20 protein-coding genes are annotated in these 16,803 nt (G+C 39.3%); 15 read left to right on the top strand and 5 right to left on the bottom strand.

Annotated features, from left to right (window positions below; translation table 11 throughout):
- Window positions 1-7: 7 nt before the first annotated feature.
- From ACPUEN_RS03590 to ACPUEN_RS03580, 3 genes are all read right to left on the bottom strand, one after another.
- The gene (locus tag ACPUEN_RS03590; RefSeq protein WP_425638537.1) at window positions 8-712 is read right to left on the bottom strand and encodes an ion channel; all 705 of its coding nucleotides are present in this window, start codon (window positions 710-712) and stop codon (window positions 8-10) included.
- The gene (locus ACPUEN_RS03585) at window positions 713-1,507 is read right to left on the bottom strand and encodes a PhzF family phenazine biosynthesis protein (protein ID WP_425638535.1); all 795 of its coding nucleotides are present in this window, start codon (window positions 1,505-1,507) and stop codon (window positions 713-715) included. It abuts the gene before it with no gap.
- A 132-nt stretch (window positions 1,508-1,639) separates the two neighbouring features.
- Window positions 1,640-2,155 carry a DinB family protein gene (locus tag ACPUEN_RS03580; RefSeq protein WP_425638533.1) on the bottom strand — a complete coding sequence of 172 codons (516 nt, stop codon included), beginning with the start codon at window positions 2,153-2,155 and terminating at the stop codon, window positions 1,640-1,642.
- A 68-nt stretch (window positions 2,156-2,223) separates the two neighbouring features.
- Between ACPUEN_RS03580 and ACPUEN_RS03575 the strand changes: the two genes are divergently transcribed.
- The 4 genes from ACPUEN_RS03575 (at window position 2,224) to ACPUEN_RS03560 (ending at window position 6,593) form a co-directional block, all read left to right on the top strand.
- Window positions 2,224-3,570 (top strand): M20/M25/M40 family metallo-hydrolase, encoded by a 1,347-nt coding sequence (locus ACPUEN_RS03575; protein ID WP_425638531.1) that lies wholly within the window; start codon window positions 2,224-2,226, stop codon window positions 3,568-3,570.
- Window positions 3,571-3,670: 100 nt separating this feature from the next.
- Window positions 3,671-4,213 carry a ferritin gene (locus tag ACPUEN_RS03570; RefSeq protein WP_111610334.1) on the top strand — a complete coding sequence of 181 codons (543 nt, stop codon included), beginning with the start codon at window positions 3,671-3,673 and terminating at the stop codon, window positions 4,211-4,213.
- A gap of 199 nt (window positions 4,214-4,412) precedes the next feature.
- Window positions 4,413-5,423, top strand: coding sequence for a hypothetical protein (locus ACPUEN_RS03565; protein ID WP_425638530.1), 1,011 nt, complete (start codon window positions 4,413-4,415; stop codon window positions 5,421-5,423).
- 72 nt (window positions 5,424-5,495) lie between these two features.
- Entirely contained in the window at window positions 5,496-6,593 is a 1,098-nt protein-coding gene (locus ACPUEN_RS03560; protein WP_425638528.1) for a formylglycine-generating enzyme family protein, read from the top strand.
- A 58-nt stretch (window positions 6,594-6,651) separates the two neighbouring features.
- Here the strand turns inward: ACPUEN_RS03560 and ACPUEN_RS03555 are convergent, their stop codons facing one another.
- On the bottom strand, window positions 6,652-7,248 hold the full coding sequence (locus ACPUEN_RS03555) for a riboflavin synthase (RefSeq protein WP_425638527.1): 597 nt from the start codon (window positions 7,246-7,248) through the stop codon (window positions 6,652-6,654).
- A 110-nt stretch (window positions 7,249-7,358) separates the two neighbouring features.
- Here ACPUEN_RS03555 and ACPUEN_RS03550 point away from each other — a divergent pair, with 110 nt between their 5' ends.
- From ACPUEN_RS03550 to ACPUEN_RS03530, 5 genes are all read left to right on the top strand, one after another.
- Window positions 7,359-8,021, top strand: coding sequence for a protein-L-isoaspartate(D-aspartate) O-methyltransferase (locus ACPUEN_RS03550; protein WP_425638524.1), 663 nt, complete (start codon window positions 7,359-7,361; stop codon window positions 8,019-8,021).
- 140 nt (window positions 8,022-8,161) lie between these two features.
- Window positions 8,162-8,680 carry an acyl-CoA thioesterase gene (locus tag ACPUEN_RS03545; RefSeq protein ID WP_425638521.1) on the top strand — a complete coding sequence of 173 codons (519 nt, stop codon included), beginning with the start codon at window positions 8,162-8,164 and terminating at the stop codon, window positions 8,678-8,680.
- 89 nt (window positions 8,681-8,769) lie between these two features.
- Window positions 8,770-9,345: a hypothetical protein gene (locus ACPUEN_RS03540; RefSeq protein ID WP_425638520.1), complete on the top strand. Its 576-nt coding sequence runs from the start codon at window positions 8,770-8,772 to the stop codon at window positions 9,343-9,345.
- Window positions 9,345-9,662, top strand: coding sequence for a DUF3817 domain-containing protein (locus tag ACPUEN_RS03535; RefSeq protein ID WP_111610342.1), 318 nt, complete (start codon window positions 9,345-9,347; stop codon window positions 9,660-9,662). Before ACPUEN_RS03540 ends, ACPUEN_RS03535 begins: the two co-directional genes overlap by 1 nt.
- Before the next feature lie 3 nt (window positions 9,663-9,665).
- A complete protein-coding gene (locus tag ACPUEN_RS03530) occupies window positions 9,666-10,688 on the top strand; it encodes a hypothetical protein (RefSeq protein ID WP_425638517.1) in 1,023 nt (340 codons plus the stop codon).
- A gap of 6 nt (window positions 10,689-10,694) precedes the next feature.
- Here ACPUEN_RS03530 and rfbA read toward each other — a convergent pair whose 3' ends face one another.
- Window positions 10,695-11,555, bottom strand: coding sequence for a glucose-1-phosphate thymidylyltransferase RfbA (gene rfbA, locus ACPUEN_RS03525; protein ID WP_425638516.1), 861 nt, complete (start codon window positions 11,553-11,555; stop codon window positions 10,695-10,697).
- A 303-nt stretch (window positions 11,556-11,858) separates the two neighbouring features.
- Here rfbA and ACPUEN_RS03520 point away from each other — a divergent pair, with 303 nt between their 5' ends.
- From ACPUEN_RS03520 to ACPUEN_RS03495, 6 genes are all read left to right on the top strand, one after another.
- Window positions 11,859-13,136, top strand: coding sequence for a glycosyltransferase (locus ACPUEN_RS03520; RefSeq protein ID WP_425638514.1), 1,278 nt, complete (start codon window positions 11,859-11,861; stop codon window positions 13,134-13,136).
- A gap of 9 nt (window positions 13,137-13,145) precedes the next feature.
- Entirely contained in the window at window positions 13,146-14,633 is a 1,488-nt protein-coding gene (locus tag ACPUEN_RS03515; protein WP_425638512.1) for a glycoside hydrolase family 32 protein, read from the top strand.
- A gap of 63 nt (window positions 14,634-14,696) precedes the next feature.
- Window positions 14,697-15,041 carry a hypothetical protein gene (locus tag ACPUEN_RS03510; protein ID WP_425638511.1) on the top strand — a complete coding sequence of 115 codons (345 nt, stop codon included), beginning with the start codon at window positions 14,697-14,699 and terminating at the stop codon, window positions 15,039-15,041.
- 68 nt (window positions 15,042-15,109) lie between these two features.
- Entirely contained in the window at window positions 15,110-15,604 is a 495-nt protein-coding gene (locus ACPUEN_RS03505; RefSeq protein WP_425638508.1) for a hypothetical protein, read from the top strand.
- Between the two features lie 181 nt (window positions 15,605-15,785).
- Window positions 15,786-16,220: a (4Fe-4S)-binding protein gene (locus ACPUEN_RS03500; RefSeq protein WP_425638507.1), complete on the top strand. Its 435-nt coding sequence runs from the start codon at window positions 15,786-15,788 to the stop codon at window positions 16,218-16,220.
- Between the two features lie 11 nt (window positions 16,221-16,231).
- Window positions 16,232-16,792, top strand: coding sequence for an NAD(P)H-dependent oxidoreductase (locus tag ACPUEN_RS03495; protein ID WP_425638505.1), 561 nt, complete (start codon window positions 16,232-16,234; stop codon window positions 16,790-16,792).
- Window positions 16,793-16,803: the final 11 nt, after the last annotated feature.

Raw genomic sequence — 16,803 nt, 5'->3', positions numbered from 1 at the left:
GGTACAACTATTTAGTCTTATTAGCTGAAACCAATCTTGCGATCACCACAGCTGGATAGAGTATTCCAATGGTAGAAAGAAAAACCGACAACATTTTTGACATGATCTTAATTGGATATAAATCCCCAAAGCCCACTGTGGTGAGTGACACCAAACTAAAATAAATATACAGTGCAAAATCCTCGTCCAGTCCGCCTAATTCAACATCTCCGCCGATGCCAGAACCAGTCGTCAGGTAGATGATTTCAAACACAAAGGAACCTAAAATCGCTACCAATAAATATACATTGACAGCTCCTATAACTCGATAAATATTTACTTCGTCATCTCTAAACAACAGCCTGATATTCAAAAATATAAACACAATCATATTTAAAATACCAACGAAACGCTCCATCAAATAGAATTCAAATTCATAGTTGGAAAATCGCACAATTCGCAACCCTAGTTGGGTTAAAAAAAGTATAGTTGTCAATACTATCAAAATCTTATTCCTTGACGACCAAATTCCCGTGAAAAACAAAAACAAAAAGACTGTATTGACAAAAAATGCATGTACATGGTCATATTCTATCAAAATAGGTAAGATAAAAACCGTGAAAAGTAAAATCACCAGAAGCACAGCAAAACTCGCATCGGTCAGCCAATACTCAGTAAAGGAATTGAACGCATATTTTACTTGTCTACTTTTTTTATTTACAAAATGATTCATTTAAAATTCAATTTCACCAGACAATACCTTAACTGCTTGACCTCTTAGGATAACTCTATCCTCTCTTTTTTCTAAATATAACACTCCTCCTCGTTTACTTGCTTGATAGCCCTTTAAGCTGATTTTCCCAATTCCCTGAAACCAAAAATCCATCAAAGCACAGTGAGCAAACCCAGTGACCGGATCCTCATCAATTCCTAAATTTGGAGCGAAATACCGACTATAAATATCAAAAGAATCCTTTCCTGATGCAGTGATAATAATACCTTCTTCACTGTGCTTTTTCACTAGGGTAAAATCAGGTGAACAAGATTCAACAGCCTCTGCATTTTCTAATTCAATAATCCAATTGCTTCTCAACTTCGCTGCGCTTTTGATTGGAAAGCCGAAAAAATCCTTCTTGAAAACAGGATGTGTTTCTATTTGGGTTGGAAGCAAAGGGAAATCCATTTCCATCCAGTCCCCATCACTTTTCACCCGAAGCTCTCCACTCCGAGTTTGGAAACGGATAATCTTCCCAGCTTTTACCAACCCAGATTCTACCATCCAGTATGCGGATGCCAACGTAGCATGTCCACAAAGATCAACTTCCGCTGCTGGCGTAAACCAGCGTAGGCCAAATGAATCGTCCTCAGCAGTACGACTTACAAAAGCCGTCTCGCTCAGATTCATTTCTATTGCAATCATCTGCATTTGATCTGAGCTAAGTTCATTCTCCAGCAAACAAACAGCTGCTGGATTTCCAGAAAATGGCTTTTTGGTAAAAGCATCAATAGTTACTATAGGCAGTTTCATACAATTAAAATTGTTTTGGTATGGCAATCTCGACTATTCGAGACTGTCTATGAAGTTCCGTAGGAAGGAAAATAATCCTTATGTATAGTTCTTATATCTTGTCATAATGACTAAATCGCCTAGATTTCATTTTTAATAGCGTTCTTTTAAAATATTCAGGTGATGGCTAAAATGACCAGGAATAATCCAAAAGAGCGCTCTTGAAGTAATCAAATTACCACTTGCGGTACCTACCAGATCTAGTGTGTCTTCATGCAAAATTCGAAGTAGGGACAATAATGCCATGCGTTGGCTTACAAAATCATCCAACAAGTGCTCAATCGGAACATGCCCAAATCTAGCATTAAGTACATAGGGGTCTTGATCAAAACCCGGCAATGCCGATTTCTCCCCTCTGGCAAAACATAGCGCTCTGAAAGTCATTATTCTTTCAGTATCGATAATATGACCAAGTACTTCCTTGGGCGTCCATTTTCCTTCAGCATAGGGTTTTTCTGCCCATGCTTTACCCTTCTCGTCAAACAGCTTTAAAAGGGCATTTGATTGATTTAAAACCTGCTCTTCATAATTATTTCCTGTCACTAAATTTAGGTAGGTTGAAAAAAAAGGCGAATAATCACCTTTTTTAGGTTGATCTATGGTTTTCATGTAAAAATGCTTTGGGAGGAATATATATGCAATAAATTTAAGTCATAAGTATAAACCACCTCAATATCATGCAGAAAAAATTACTCATTATCTTTTTCGCCCTTTGCAGCCAAGCGGCGATTTCACAAACTACAATTATCCGAAATCCGGAAATTGCTCAAATGATTTCTGAAATTTCCTCAGATTCTCTCGAGCACCACGTGCGAGCATTAGCCTCTTTCAATTCCCGCCACACCCTGAGTACAGATGAAAAGGATGGTATGCCTGCAGCTCAGCGCTATGTGCTTTCCAAATTCAATTATTTTGCGAAGCAATCCGGAGGCAGAATGACTGCAGAAATTGAAAATTTCACGATTCCAGCTGATAACCGAAGAATAACGGCAGACTCTCCTGGCGCTAATGTGATAGCGACCCTCAAAGGGACTAATCCAAATGACACGCGCATATTTATCCTTTCGGCACACATGGATTCTCGAAACAAAGATGTAATGGATGCTGAAGGTAGTTCTCCAGGAGCAAATGATGATGGCAGTGGAACTGCAGCAGTGATAGAATTAGCGAGAATCATGGCTTCACATGAGTTTTCAGCCACCATAATGTTTGTCGCTTTCACTGGAGAAGAACAGGGATTAAAAGGAGCTACCTATTTGGCGGATAAGGCTAAGTCAGAAGAATGGAACCTCATAGCAGTACTAAATAATGACATCGTAGGAAACAGCAGTTCTTCTGAAACTCTAATCAAAGACAATTTAAAAATGCGTGTTTTCTCAGAAACAATTCCTGTGGCAGAGACCGAGCAAGAAGGTAATATTCGTCGATACACCAATGCCGATAATGACAGCAAATCGAGACAATTGGCAAGGTATGTCAAGGAGCATGGTGATAAGTATGTCGATCAATTTGAAGTGAAATTGATTTATCGTGCTGATAGATTCTTGCGAGGTGGAGATCAAACTTCTTTTGCCAGAAATGGCTTTACTGCTGTGCGAATGTCTGAAATGAACGAAAACTTCATTCACCAGCACGAAAATGTACGTGTAGAAGATGGAATCCAATATGGCGATCTACCGGAGTTTATGGATTTTGAATACTTGAGAAAAGTCTCCGCTGTAAACCTAGCTTCTCTCGCATCTTTGGCTAATTCCCCAGGTCAACCTCAGGAAGTGAAAATAGATGTTCGTGGACTGAGCAATAAATCGAAATTACTTTGGGAAGCTCCTGAAATAGGAAACCCTGCTGGATATTATGTAATGATGCGAGAAACTTCTTCTTCGATGTGGGAACAAAAATTCTGGACTACAGAAACTTCATTGACAGTACCGTATTCCAAAGACAATTACTTCTTTGCTGTACAGTCAGTTTCAGATTCTGGAGCTGAAAGCCTTCCTGTTTTCCCGATTCCGCTTTCCAGATAAGTTCATACTTTAATTAAATCAATTCCAAATTCGATGAAAGACCATCCAAACTGGAACCTCAATCCTGATATTTAGTTTATACTATGAAACACTTAATCTTATGAAAACTAAAGAAATTGTAACGCTTCAGCGTTCATTACTTGTTGATACAGAAAAATTATTGAACCAACAGGTAGAGATGGAAGGCAAATCTTCCGCTTATTACTTATCTATGGCTTCTTGGTGTCATATGATGGGGTATGAAAATGCTGCAAAATACCTCTATACCCATTCTGATGAAGAAAGGATGCATATGATGAAAATTTTCCAATACATCAATGAAGCTGGAGGCCATGCCATTCAGCCTGAGATCTCTGGAATTAGACATAATTTCAATTCCTTAAGAGAAATTTTCGAATTGATATTAGAGCATGAAATCAATGTAACAAAATCTATCAATAATATTGTAGATCATGCCTTCACCAAGAAGGATTTTGCTACGTTCAGCTTTATGCAGTGGTATGTCACTGAGCAAAGAGAGGAAGAAACTATGTCTAGAAGAGCGCTTGAACTTTTCGATATCATTGGAGAAGAAGGAGTAGGACTTTGGACCATAGACCAAGAACTTGGGAAGCTCCACGCCGCAGCCCATGTTGCAGAATAAATTTAAAGCGACTTTCGAGTCGCTTTTTTTTTTCGTCTTATCCTTAGGTAAGTACAACAAAACAAACAATAATTATATTATTGTTTGACAATCAAGTCTTTGGAATAAATTCTTTTAGAGGTATAGATTTTTTCTTATTCTTCTTTCCTATATCTTAATATAGTTTTAACGACTTAAATACCCTTACACCCTTGTTTCTATGAGTTTCAATAAGAGCCAAGCGGCATTTTTCCAAGCAATAAAGCAATCATTACCTAGTTACAATTCACTCGTCGACGAAATAGCTGAGATTTTAGAAATCAGCATTGATAGTGCTTACAGAAGGATTCGAGGTGAAAAGTTACTAGATTTCAATGAGTTGGAGACTCTTTGTGGTCGCTTCAATATCTCTGTGGACACCTTTTTCAATCTACATTCCAATAGCATTCTCTTTCATGGTAACCAAAATGATTATCAGGAAAATAGCTTCATGAAATGGATGGAAGACGTCTATGCCCAGTTGAACCTGGTAAATAGCTTCTCTAAAAAACACATCTATTGGCTGGTAAAAGACATGCCACCTTTTCATCATTACTATCATAAGGAATTGGCTGCTTTCAAATTCTTTTTCTGGAGAAAATCAATTTTGTTTAATGAAAGCTTGAAAGACACCAAGTTTTCTATCCAGGATAATACCTACGATCAGTTTGCCGAGATCACCCAAAAAATTCTCAAAGCCTACCATAAAATTCCAACCACAGAAATCTGGAACATAGAAGGTATAAGTGTGACGTTACGGCAGATTGAATTATATCACGAAATGGGTATCATGACTTCCAAAGAGGACACCCTATTTCTATATAATTGTATGATGGAGGTGATCGACAACTTGGAGCGAATGGCTGAAAAGGGCAAGAAAATCATACCCTCACATCCAGAAATTGAAGGGGCTGATTATAACTTTTTCGTGAATGAATTTATTATTGGGGACAATACTTTTTTTGCCACCATGGATGAGCAAAAGGTGACCTATTTAAATCATAGCGTGATCTATTTCCATGGAACCTCAGATCCAGCATTCAATAATGCAATGTTTCGTAACCTCGAAAATCTGATTAAAAAATCAACTCAAATCAGCGTAGTATGCGAGAAAGAACGAAAGCAGTTCTTCAACAAATTGCGAAAAAAAGTAACAGAAAGAATCAATGCGCTTCCTGTTGAAGAGGATTAAGCACCATTACTTAGTGAAATCTTTCGGATAAAGAATAGTTTCTACTACTTTTAACCCTGAAGGAACCCACTTATGAATAATTCAATAAAATACAGTTTAGCTAGCTTTATCTTGGTTAGCACTTCATTTTTCTCCTGTCAGGAAAAGACTTCTGAAACGGTTATTGACGAAGACAAAATGGTAATAGCCAGCATGCCTGAACCATCCGAAAAAATAGAAGGAATGGCTTGGATCCCGGGAGGAGAGTTCGTTATGGGAACTAATGAGGCAGATGCCTATTCTGCTGAGAAACCTGCAGTAGACCTGAAAGTAAAAGGGTTTTGGATGGATAGGCATGAAGTTACTAATGCAGAATTCAAGAAATTTGTGGACGCTACAGGCTATGTGACTGTAGCTGAGAAAAAACCGGAATGGGAAGATCTCAAACAGCAATTACCTCCTGGCACCCCAAAACCAGATGAGTCACTTTTGGTAGCGGGATCTATGGTATTCAGTCCACCACCCTACCCCGTTCCGACTCAGGATATTTCCTTGTGGTGGGTATGGGTAGAAGGAGCCAGCTGGAAAAACCCCGAGGGACCAGATTCAAATTTGGAAGGACTAGAAAATCACCCGGTGGTTCATATTGCTTATGAAGATGCTAAAGCCTATGCCGATTGGGTTGGAAAAAGACTTCCTACAGAGAATGAGTGGGAGTTTGCCGCACGCGGTGGCGCAGAAGGAAAGCGTTTTGCTTGGGGAGATGAATTGACTCCAAACGGTCAATACTTGGCAAACACGTTCCAAGGAAATTTTCCAAATGACAACCAAAATCTAGACGGATTTGAAGGAACTTCTCCAGTAAAATCATTCGCTCCAAACACATTTGGGCTATACGATATGATCGGAAATGTCTGGGAATTGACGGATGATTGGTATGATGCGCTGAAATACGCAAGACTGGCCGGACAAGCTCCGAAGCTGGATGCCAACATGAATCCTTGCTACAATCCTGACAACCCATACGCCATGGAGCGCGTGATCAAAGGTGGTTCTTACCTATGTGCAGATAATTACTGTGTGAATTATCGCCCATCTGCCCGGCAAGGTCAAGCTTTCGATAGCGGTACTTCTAATGTAGGTTTCAGATTGGTAAAAGATGCTGAAGAGAAGACAATCAGTATGAAATAATAGAACATCGAATCATAAAAAAAGAGCGCCTCTGACTAGAAACGCTCTTTTTTTGCTTTTACGGCAAATCGTATCCTTTTGTAATTCGCTGGATGTACTTCCCTAGAATATCAAACTCAAGATTGACTAAGTCTCCTGGCTTTAACTGATGGAAATTAGTGTGCTCAAAGGTGTAAGGTATTATTGCTACTGAGAATCTACCTGGACCAGAGTTAAAGCAGGTCAGGCTTGTCCCGTTGATGGTAATTGACCCTTTCTCTACAGTCACATTTCCTAGCCCATGCTCAAATTCCAAATCAAAAACCCAGGAGCCATTCTGATCTGTAATGTTTTTCACTGTTCCTACCTGATCTACATGACCTTGTACAATATGTCCGTCAAAACGGCCATTTGCAGGCATGCAACGCTCCAAATTGACCCTCTTCCCTACTTTCCATTGAGATAGATTCGTCTTCTGAATAGTCTCATCAATTGCTGTCACACGATAAGAATCAGGAGTAGTCTGAACCACAGTCAGGCAAACACCATCATGAGCTAGGGACTGATCAATCTTCAATTCAGAAGCCAGAGTGGACTCCAAATCAAAGTGGACATTGGTGCCATCTTGAGTTATATTATGTATTGTGCCAAAAGCTTCAATAATTCCTGTAAACATAGCGTTGAATTTAACTTTCAAAGTTTCAATGACTAAGCAATAAATGCCCTATTCAAGTTCAAATTAAGCCAAATATTCCTTTATCTTCGACCGCAGAATCATAAAAAACCATGCCCCTACTCAAACTCGAAGACACTTATTTACATAAAGGAAAACGACGAGCTCTAGTAACTTTGCTACGGGAAAAGGGAATCAAAAATGAGCGTGTTCTTCAGGCTATCAACACCTTACCAAGACATTTTTTCTTTGATTCTGCGTTGATTTCCCACGCTTATGAGGACAAAGCCTTCCCTATAGGCGAAGGTCAAACTATTTCCCAACCTTACACCGTAGCCTTCCAAACTGAACTCCTGGAGGTTAAAGAAGGAGATAGAATTTTAGAAATCGGAACTGGATCTGGTTATCAGGGAAGCATTTTGCATCTACTTGGAGCAGAAGTTTTTACGATAGAATATCAGAAAAAATTATTTGAAGGAACTAAGCGATTCTTAACGAGATTGGGAATTGAAATGCATCTTTTTTATGGAGATGGAACAGGCGGACTGCCTGCCTATGCACCTTATGACAAAATAATTGTGACAGCTGGTGCTCCTGTCGTTCCTGAAGCGTTGATTCAGCAATTGAAAATTGGTGGGATTCTAGTAATTCCGGTAGGCGATAAACGCAGACAGACCATGTTGAAGATCACCAAGAAATCTAATACAAAGGTAGATCGGGAGGAATACGAGGGTTTTGCATTTGTCCCTCTTTTAGGAAAAGACGGTTGGGGATGATCTGATTTGGGATTTTAGATTTCGGATTTGGGATTTTAGATTTACACAATTTCACATTATTTCAATATAATATTCCGATAAAATCACTTCGATGATTTTCCAGCCAAATTTTATTTCTATTTTTGTTAAAATTTAGATTTATGAGTACCAAGAAATTTGCAAAAGAGTCCGCAGTGATCATGACCGAAATGGTCCTTCCCAATGATACCAATACATTGAACAACCTCATGGGTGGTAAGCTCATGCATTGGATGGATGTGGTAGCTGCCATTGCTGCTCAGAAGCATTCGAACAGCATTGTAGTGACTGCATCAGCAGATAATATTTCCTTCCAGGAACCTATCGCTCTAGGCAATGTAGTTACCCTGAAAGCTCAAGTAACCCGAGCATTTAATTCTTCCATGGAGGTTTTCATCGAAGTTACTGCAGAGGACATTCCTGCAAATAAAAAGGTGATGACTCACAGAGCTTTTTTCACCTTTGTAGCTGTAAATGAGAATAATAAACCATCTAGAATCCCTGAGCTAGTTCCACAAACTCCAGAAGAAATCGAAAACTTCCAAGGTGCTCTAAGAAGAAGGCAGCTTAGATTAGTACTTGCCAAACGAATGAAACCAGAAGATGCTGTGGAATTGAAGTCTATTTTCAATTTGGATTGATCCAATTCACCGAGAATAAATATTAGAGGGGCACTAGAGATATTGCCCCTCTTTTTTTGTGTTAAGGCGAATTTTAAGCAATTTCCCACATGGAAAATATGAGCATTCAGGAGCTCCAGCACATCATCACCGAAGAGCTTTTTTTCTTCGAAAAAGAATCTAAGACAGATCAGCAAAACGAAGGAACAACTTCTACTCAAGAAGCTGAAAAACCAAAGACTCTTCCGAAAACTGTCCATCTAGATGGAGCAACGCCTCCAAAAGAAGAACTAAAACCCGAACCTCTTGTCGTTCGTGGTAAATTCGAAAAAGGAATTCTTGTCCTTCATGAGGAGCAGCAATTAAAACCGGAAGTAATGGAGATGCTAGTGAACATGATTAACGCAGTCGGTCATTCCATGAATGAAGTTGGACTACTCTCTTCCAAAGAACTGGAAGAAAGATCATTGGCAGAACTTTATGACCTCAATGCACACATCGTTCTGAAGTTTGGTCGTATAAAACACCCGATCAATGCACTGCCTGCTTCAGATTACCAGATCCATATGGAAAAGGAAACTGAATACCTTTTCGCAGATGCTCTATCTACAATTTCAGAAGACAAAGCACTCAAAGGCAAACTTTGGAACACTCTTAAAGTCCTATTTAACATAGCTAAAAAATAATGAGTTTAACACCAGAACAACATACTTGGGCCAAGCGATTTCGATGGATTTCTCTTATTGAGGGGACCTCATTCCTACTTTTACTTTTGATCGCAATGCCCCTCAAATACATGTGGGATTATCCTCTGGCAGTGAAATATGTAGGCTGGGCTCACGGGATTTTATTTATCATTTATATCTACACCGTATTCCCAACTGCACATAAGTTAAAATGGAATTTCAGCAGAACTTTATTTGCATTGATTGCTTCAGTCTTGCCTTTTGGTCCATTTATCTTTGACAGAAACCTGAAGAACAGTCAGCACGTGGATTTGTAAAAAATGGCATTAATCAGCAAAAAGAAGCGCATTTTTCCGATCAGCAATGGACTGAGACGCTACCTGATTAAGTATTCCAGAGAAGTGGATATCCCTATCCATTATCACGAATTGCTACGCTATTCTAGTTCGATTGCACTTTACGATTCCAAGGAACAAGACACACTTTGGGAAACGGTTTTCTATGATCAATCCGATCGTGAGGAGATTCACCTGAATGTCAAAAAAATATATGCCCTACTGAAAGCAGGTGGCGACATGTCGGTGATGGAGCACTTGTATGTGGATAGAATTGACCTTTGTGTCTATGGAAATACTCAGCCATTTCGGGTGAGAATTGTAAATAGAATTAACGATAATTTTGATTACTTCTATGTAAAAAACGCAGATGCTTCAAGGGTTTACGGATTGGAGTTTGAGCACTTGCTTTCGCCAAACAGGATCTCGTACCTAGTTCATCAAAACACGCTGATCGAGGAACACATCGCAGGAATTCCTGGTGATAAATTCATGCGTGCCCACATGGATGATCCGCATTTGAATCCTATCCGATTAGCCAAGGAATTTGTCAAATTCAACGAACGTTGCTTTGTGCGATTGCTTGGAGATATGCATTCTTCAAACTTTGTAATCGACGTTACTCCTGACTTTGAGGAAACCCACTATAGAATCCGAGCAATAGATTTTGATCAGCAATCTTATGAAGGGAAAAAATCGATTTATCTGCCCCAATATTTCAAGGAAAACAATGTACTGATCCAGTTGGGAATGAAGTACATCACGCCGGAATCCATGGTGCAATACCAGAAAGAAGAGCGTGCGTTGATCGCAACACGACTCAAATCTTCTAGGCAAGGTATTCTGGATATTCTACGCTCAATGGAGCATGATACCATTTCCCTTCCGGAAAATATAGCTTCATTGAAAGGTGACTTAGCGAAGCATTATGGAAATGATAAGTTCTTGGAATGCAAGAACATGGGGCAAATAATGAAAACAAGCCTTGAAGAGCTAATTAAGAAGTAATTCCCCCTACTTCACCAACCTTCTCAAATACCCACCGTAGCCACTTTTTCCTAACTTTTGGGCAGCCTCAAGCAATTCTTCATCTCCAATAAAGCCAGCTCTATAGGCTATTTCCTCGATGCATCCAATCTTCAAACCCTGACGCTCTTCTATTACTTCTACGAATTGGGCAGCTTGCAAAAGCGACTGGTGAGTCCCTGTATCCAGCCAAGCTGTTCCTCGATTCAAAATAGCTACATCCAGCTCTCCCAACTTCAAATATTCATTGTTGATGTCAGTAATTTCCAGCTCACCACGAGGACTTGGTTTGATTTTCTTTGCAATTTCTACCACACGATTATCATAAAAATAAAGCCCTGGAACTGCAAAGTTGGATTTAGGGTTTTCAGGTTTTTCTTCGATGCTGATAGCCTTTTTGTTTTCATCGAACTCGACGACACCATACCGCTCTGGATCATTCACGTGATAGGCAAACACTACTCCACCTTCTGTGTCGGTGTAAGCCTGCAAAGTTTTGTGGAGACCTGAACCATAGAAAATATTATCCCCAAGTATCAAAGCTACTTTATCATTTCCTATGAATTTCTCCCCAATAATAAAGGCTTGGGCCAATCCATCTGGGCTTGGCTGAACGGCATATTCAAAGGAACATCCAACTTGAGATCCATCTCCTAAAAGTCTCTGAAACGCCTCACTATCATCAGGAGTCGTGATGATCAGGATCTCCTTGATCCCCGCCATCATCAAAACTGAAAGCGGGTAGTAAATCATCGGTTTGTCATAGACTGGCATGAGCTGCTTACTCACCGAAATCGTCAAAGGATAAAGACGAGTGCCGGATCCTCCAGCCAAAATAATTCCCTTCATGTATCTTAGGTTCTATTAGTTTAATTTTAATAACCCTGGTTTTCTACCAATAATAGGACAAAAATCAAAAGTCATCTCTACTTACTTCAATTCATTGAAGATGGCAATTCAGTTAATACTGGATAAAAAAGCTTAAAAATTTGAGCTAGATTATGATTCAAAGCTACGGAATGAGGAAATATTAAAAAAATTAAGACATGAAATGCCTATGAGAAAGCTCCTCACACAGAGAGATGATTATCCGAGGCATTCTCCCGATGAAAAATAGGGACAGGCTATCTAACCAAAGAAAAATATAAACAGATGAAAATACTTTTTGCTTCCATAGGAACACGTGGTGATGTCGAGCCATTTTTAGCTCAAGCTGAGATTTTTGCGGAAGCTGGTCATGAAGTTATCTGCCTTTTTCCAGAGCAATTCAGAGAGACTGTTTCCAAGTTGGATTACGAATTCATTGGGTTTGATAAAAGATTTTTGGAATTGATTGATTCTCAAAGTGGCAAAACTATCATGGGAGGAGGAGGAAGTAGATGGAATCAGCTCAAAAACTTTATTAAACTGGCTAAAAGCTCCCTAAAAATTCAAGATAATATTATAACTCAGCAACGAGATGCAACCCTTACCCATAACCCAGATAGAATAGTGTTTCATGCAAAATGCCTTTATTATTATGTGGCAGCGATGGCCGAACCTGAACGGTATACCTTACTTACCCCACTGCCATGCCTTACACATCCATCAGCAGAATTTCCCCATATAGGCTTAGGTAAATGGAAGCCTTTTAGTAGCAAAATCAATCTTAAGTCCTATAATTTCATTAATGCTACTAGACGTCTGGCTATGAAAAAGTATATAGGAAAGTATTATTCAGATTTTCCTCAACTAACAATTAATTCTAAAACTCTCAAAGAGTTTGAACTGAATCGACTTCAAACTATCTATACCATCTCCCCTAGCCTTTTTCCAAAACCTGAAAATTGGCCAGATTCTGCTAAAATTGTTGGTTACTATTTCAGAAATCAACTCAAAAAACACCAACCTTCATTAGAACTAAAAGAATGGCTGTTAAAGTATCCAAAAGCTATTCTACTCACTTTTGGATCAATGAGTAACACCAAGCCCAAAGAATATTCTAAAACAATAATCGAATTACTTCAAAAGCATAACATCCCTGCTATTGTCAATACTTCCTGGGGTGGATTGGAGCAGATTGAAGAAAGTGATGACTCGATTTTTTACGTGAATCAAATTCCATACGATTGGATTCTACCAAAACTTTACGGTATAATTCATCACGGAGGCTCAGGCACAACTCATCAAGGCGCAGCTCATAGATGTGTTCAGATGATCGTTCCCCATATTATTGATCAGTATTTTTGGAATAGAATTATAGCAAAGCGCGAACTTGGGCCTTTAGGAACCAGCATACATAATTTGAATGCAGACAAATTTGAGATAGCTTTGGTAGACTTTTGGACAAATCCAGTTTATAAAGAGAACGCAAAAACGCTCTCAAAAGTAATCCAAAATGAAGCAAAGCGAGAAGCAGTGCTAAACCTTGTGATCAATCGCCTAGACTAACCAAATCATATGAATCGACTTATTCTTCTTCTAATCCCAGTTTGTTTCCTCATTATTTCTGGCTGCCAGTCAGACCCTGAAATCATTTTTCAATCCACTGTTAATGAAGAATATAGACCTACCTACCACTTTACTCCAGAATCAGGCTGGATGAATGATCCAAATGGACTGGTTTACCTGGATGGTGAATACCACCTTTTCTACCAATTTTACCCAGATAGCACGGTCTGGGGTCCTATGCACTGGGGACATGCAGTTAGCAGGGATTTGGTGAACTGGGAGTCTTTGCCCACAGCGCTTTATCCTGATAGTTTAGGATATATTTTCTCAGGAAGTGCAGTTTTTGATGCGGAAAATAGCTCTGGATTGGGCTCCGAAGAAAATCCTCCTTTGGTGGCAATATTCACTCATCACAATGCAGAAGAGGCAGAGACGTCATCAGATACATTTCAGAATCAATCAATCGCTTTTTCGCTAGACAAAGGGAGAACTTGGGAAAAGTATTCGCAGAATCCAGTCTTGAAAAACCCTGGAATCCGAGATTTCCGTGATCCTAAAGTGTCCCAAATCACCAATCCAGATGGTTCTAAATCATGGATTATGACGCTTGCTGTACTTGATCATATTAATTTTTACAGCTCAACGGATTTAAAAAACTGGTCCCTATTAAGTGAATTTGGAAAAACAATCGGAGCGCATGGAGGTGTATGGGAATGTCCAGATTTACTTCCTTTCAAAACACCAGCAGGAGAGCAAAAATGGGTATTGCTAGTTAGCATAAATCCTGGTGGCCCACAAAATGGCTCGGCTACCCAATACTTTATCGGGGATTTCGAAAACGGTGAATTCACTCCGGATGACACCATGATTCGATGGATCGACTACGGACCGGATAATTACGCTGGAGTAACTTGGAGTAATCTACCAACTGAGCAAAACAGAACTCTCTTCATAGGCTGGATGAGCAATTGGCTCTATGCAAACGTGGTACCGACTAAAGCATGGAGGTCTGCGATGACAGTCCCTAGAGAACTCAGCTTATTCGATGTGGATGGTACGCTGCTTCTAAAATCTGCCCCTGCCATAGAACTTGAAAAGCTCAGATCAGAGGAGTTTGAGATTAACCAAAAAGAAGCTGGTTTGCCATCAGAGGCAGTAGAATTAAAAGCAGAAGTCAAATCGGATTCTTTCTCAATGACCTTGTCAAATGAAGTAGGAGAAAGTGTAATCATTTCCAAAGAAAATGGACTGGTAAGTATAGATCGGAGAAATGCTGGACAGAGTGATTTTCAGCGAGATTTTGCTGCCATGCATTCTGCCCCTATGAGCTGGGAGGCTAAGGAAATCCGAATTTTCCTGGACGCTTCTTCTATTGAGTTATTTGTAAATGATGGAGAATTAGTAATGACTTCCATCCTTTTTCCTACGAGTCCTTGGAAAAATGTGGCGGTTTCCGAAAGTCTCAATTCTTTGAAAATCTATAATTTGAAAAAATAAGATATCGCTCCTATTGTCATCTCGGATTATTTTAATTTACCTTTAATCCTTCTTCGAAAGTAAATGAAAAAACAGCTGTCATTCTGCATGATTTCCCTGAGTTGGGTGATGTGGTTTGTGACTGTTATTGCATTTCCGGTCTCTATTGAATCTTCCAATACAGACCTCTCGCACGATTCTGTTTCCAATCACATCCAGCTTAGTACCATTCAATTCAATGCTGGTCCAGAAATACTTAAAATTCCCGAATTTAAAGTTGATTGGAGCTTAAACTACAAGTTAAATTCCGACTGCAAATTTGAATTTGTTAGTCCATACAAGACATATTTATCGCCTTCATTTTTCAAAAAGTCCCTTCCACTTTTTGACGTCAAAGACACCTTTATCCACTTTTTTTACACCTGGTAAAATTGAATAGAAACTAGCCTGGCGATCTTCAATCGCCTAAAAACTCTATTCAATTTAATTCCAATCCTATGATCTCAATTGATCCAGTCACACTTATTGTGACTTCATTTGCTATGGTGGCTACAGCTTCACCATTTGTGTATTACAGTTATAAACTCAAGAAATTAACCTCGGCTAACCTCGCCTCATTTGAGGAGTTTTCTAGCTCCAACAATACTTTCCCAACGCAGCATGAGCGATGGAGAAATCATTATCACCTTGGTTTGGATAGCCAGCATAAAAAGTTGATTTATCACAGATTTGGCAGCTATCCTGAGCAAAGTATGGTAGACCTAATAGAGGTAAACAAAGTCAGTATTCAGGAAAAAAGTCGCATGGTCCAAGTTGGAAAAGAGAAGCGTCATATCTTAGAATACCTTGCATTGCAATTTCACTTCAAGGACTCTTCGCATTCCCCTAAAACAATAGAAATCTATGATGGGGAGCTCTTTACTGATGTAGCAGGAGAACGCGGAATAGCAGAAAAGTGGCAAAAAATACTGGAAGTGCAGCTTAAAAATTAGCACGACTATTTTCAGTTTGAACCTGCCAGACAACTTAATTTGCAGGCAAAATTTTGATTGGTTACAAAAAGACTCGGTTAATTAACTGAGTCTTTTTTTTATAATCCGTGGGTTATTAATTCTAGGCTACAAGGATTAATTTGTAATATTAAAAAGAAGTCAAACCTATAAATAAAAGACTATGTCGGATACTCCTATCCATAAAGAATATTCAAATGGTGAGGTTACCATTACTTGGGAACCGCATAAATGCATCCATTCCAAAAATTGTATCACAGGTCTAGCTTCTGTTTTTGATTTTGAAAAACGGCCATGGATCAATGCTGAGGGTGCAAGTACTGAAGCGATTGTCAAGCAGATAGACAGGTGCCCTAGTGGTGCTCTTGGGTACTATTTTAAGGAACAAAAAGAAACGAGCTCAGGAGATGTGATGTCAGAGCAACTGGTGGAAGTAATGCCCAATGGACCATTGATGGTTTATGGAAATCTCAAAGTCAAACTTCCCGACGGTCACATCAAAAACCAAAGTAAAGTATCTGCCTTCTGCAGGTGTGGATCCAGCCAAAACAAACCATTTTGTGATGGCACCCATAAGAAAATTAATTTTCAAGGATAAAGCCAGTATACATGCGTAAGGTACTTGTACTTTTTGCCCACCCCAAATTTGAGCATTCTGAGGCAAATCAAGCCTTAATTCAGGCTATTTCAGGAATTGAAAATATAGAAATCAGAGATCTCTATGAACTCTATCCTGATTTCAATATTTCCATTCAGGCAGAGCAAGAAGCACTTTTCGAAGCTGAGGTCGTCATTTGGCATCATCCAATTTATTGGTATTCCTGTCCGCCGCTCCTGAAGCAGTGGATCGACCTGGTATTGGAGTTTGGGTGGGCTTATGGGCCAGGAGGTATTTACCTTAAAGGAAAATACATCGCAAATGCCATTACCTCTGGTGGATCTCAGGAAGCATATCAATACGATGGAAGGAATAACTACAAAATCGAAGACTTTCTTAGACCATTTGAGCAAACTGCCAGGCTCTGCAACATGACTTATTTACCTCCATTTCAAGTGGCTGGAACACATAAAATCTCTGCTTTTGATCTCAAGAAAAAAGCTGAATCTTATCGGGAATTTCTGCTCGAATTGCGGGATGCTGCGGATCTCTCTCATTTCAAAAATCTCTAAAATTTGAACTT

This window comes from Algoriphagus yeomjeoni (genome assembly GCF_049821175.1).
Lineage (GTDB): Bacteria > Bacteroidota > Bacteroidia > Cytophagales > Cyclobacteriaceae > Algoriphagus > Algoriphagus yeomjeoni_A.
This window is presented reverse-complemented; position numbering and strand designations above follow the sequence as displayed.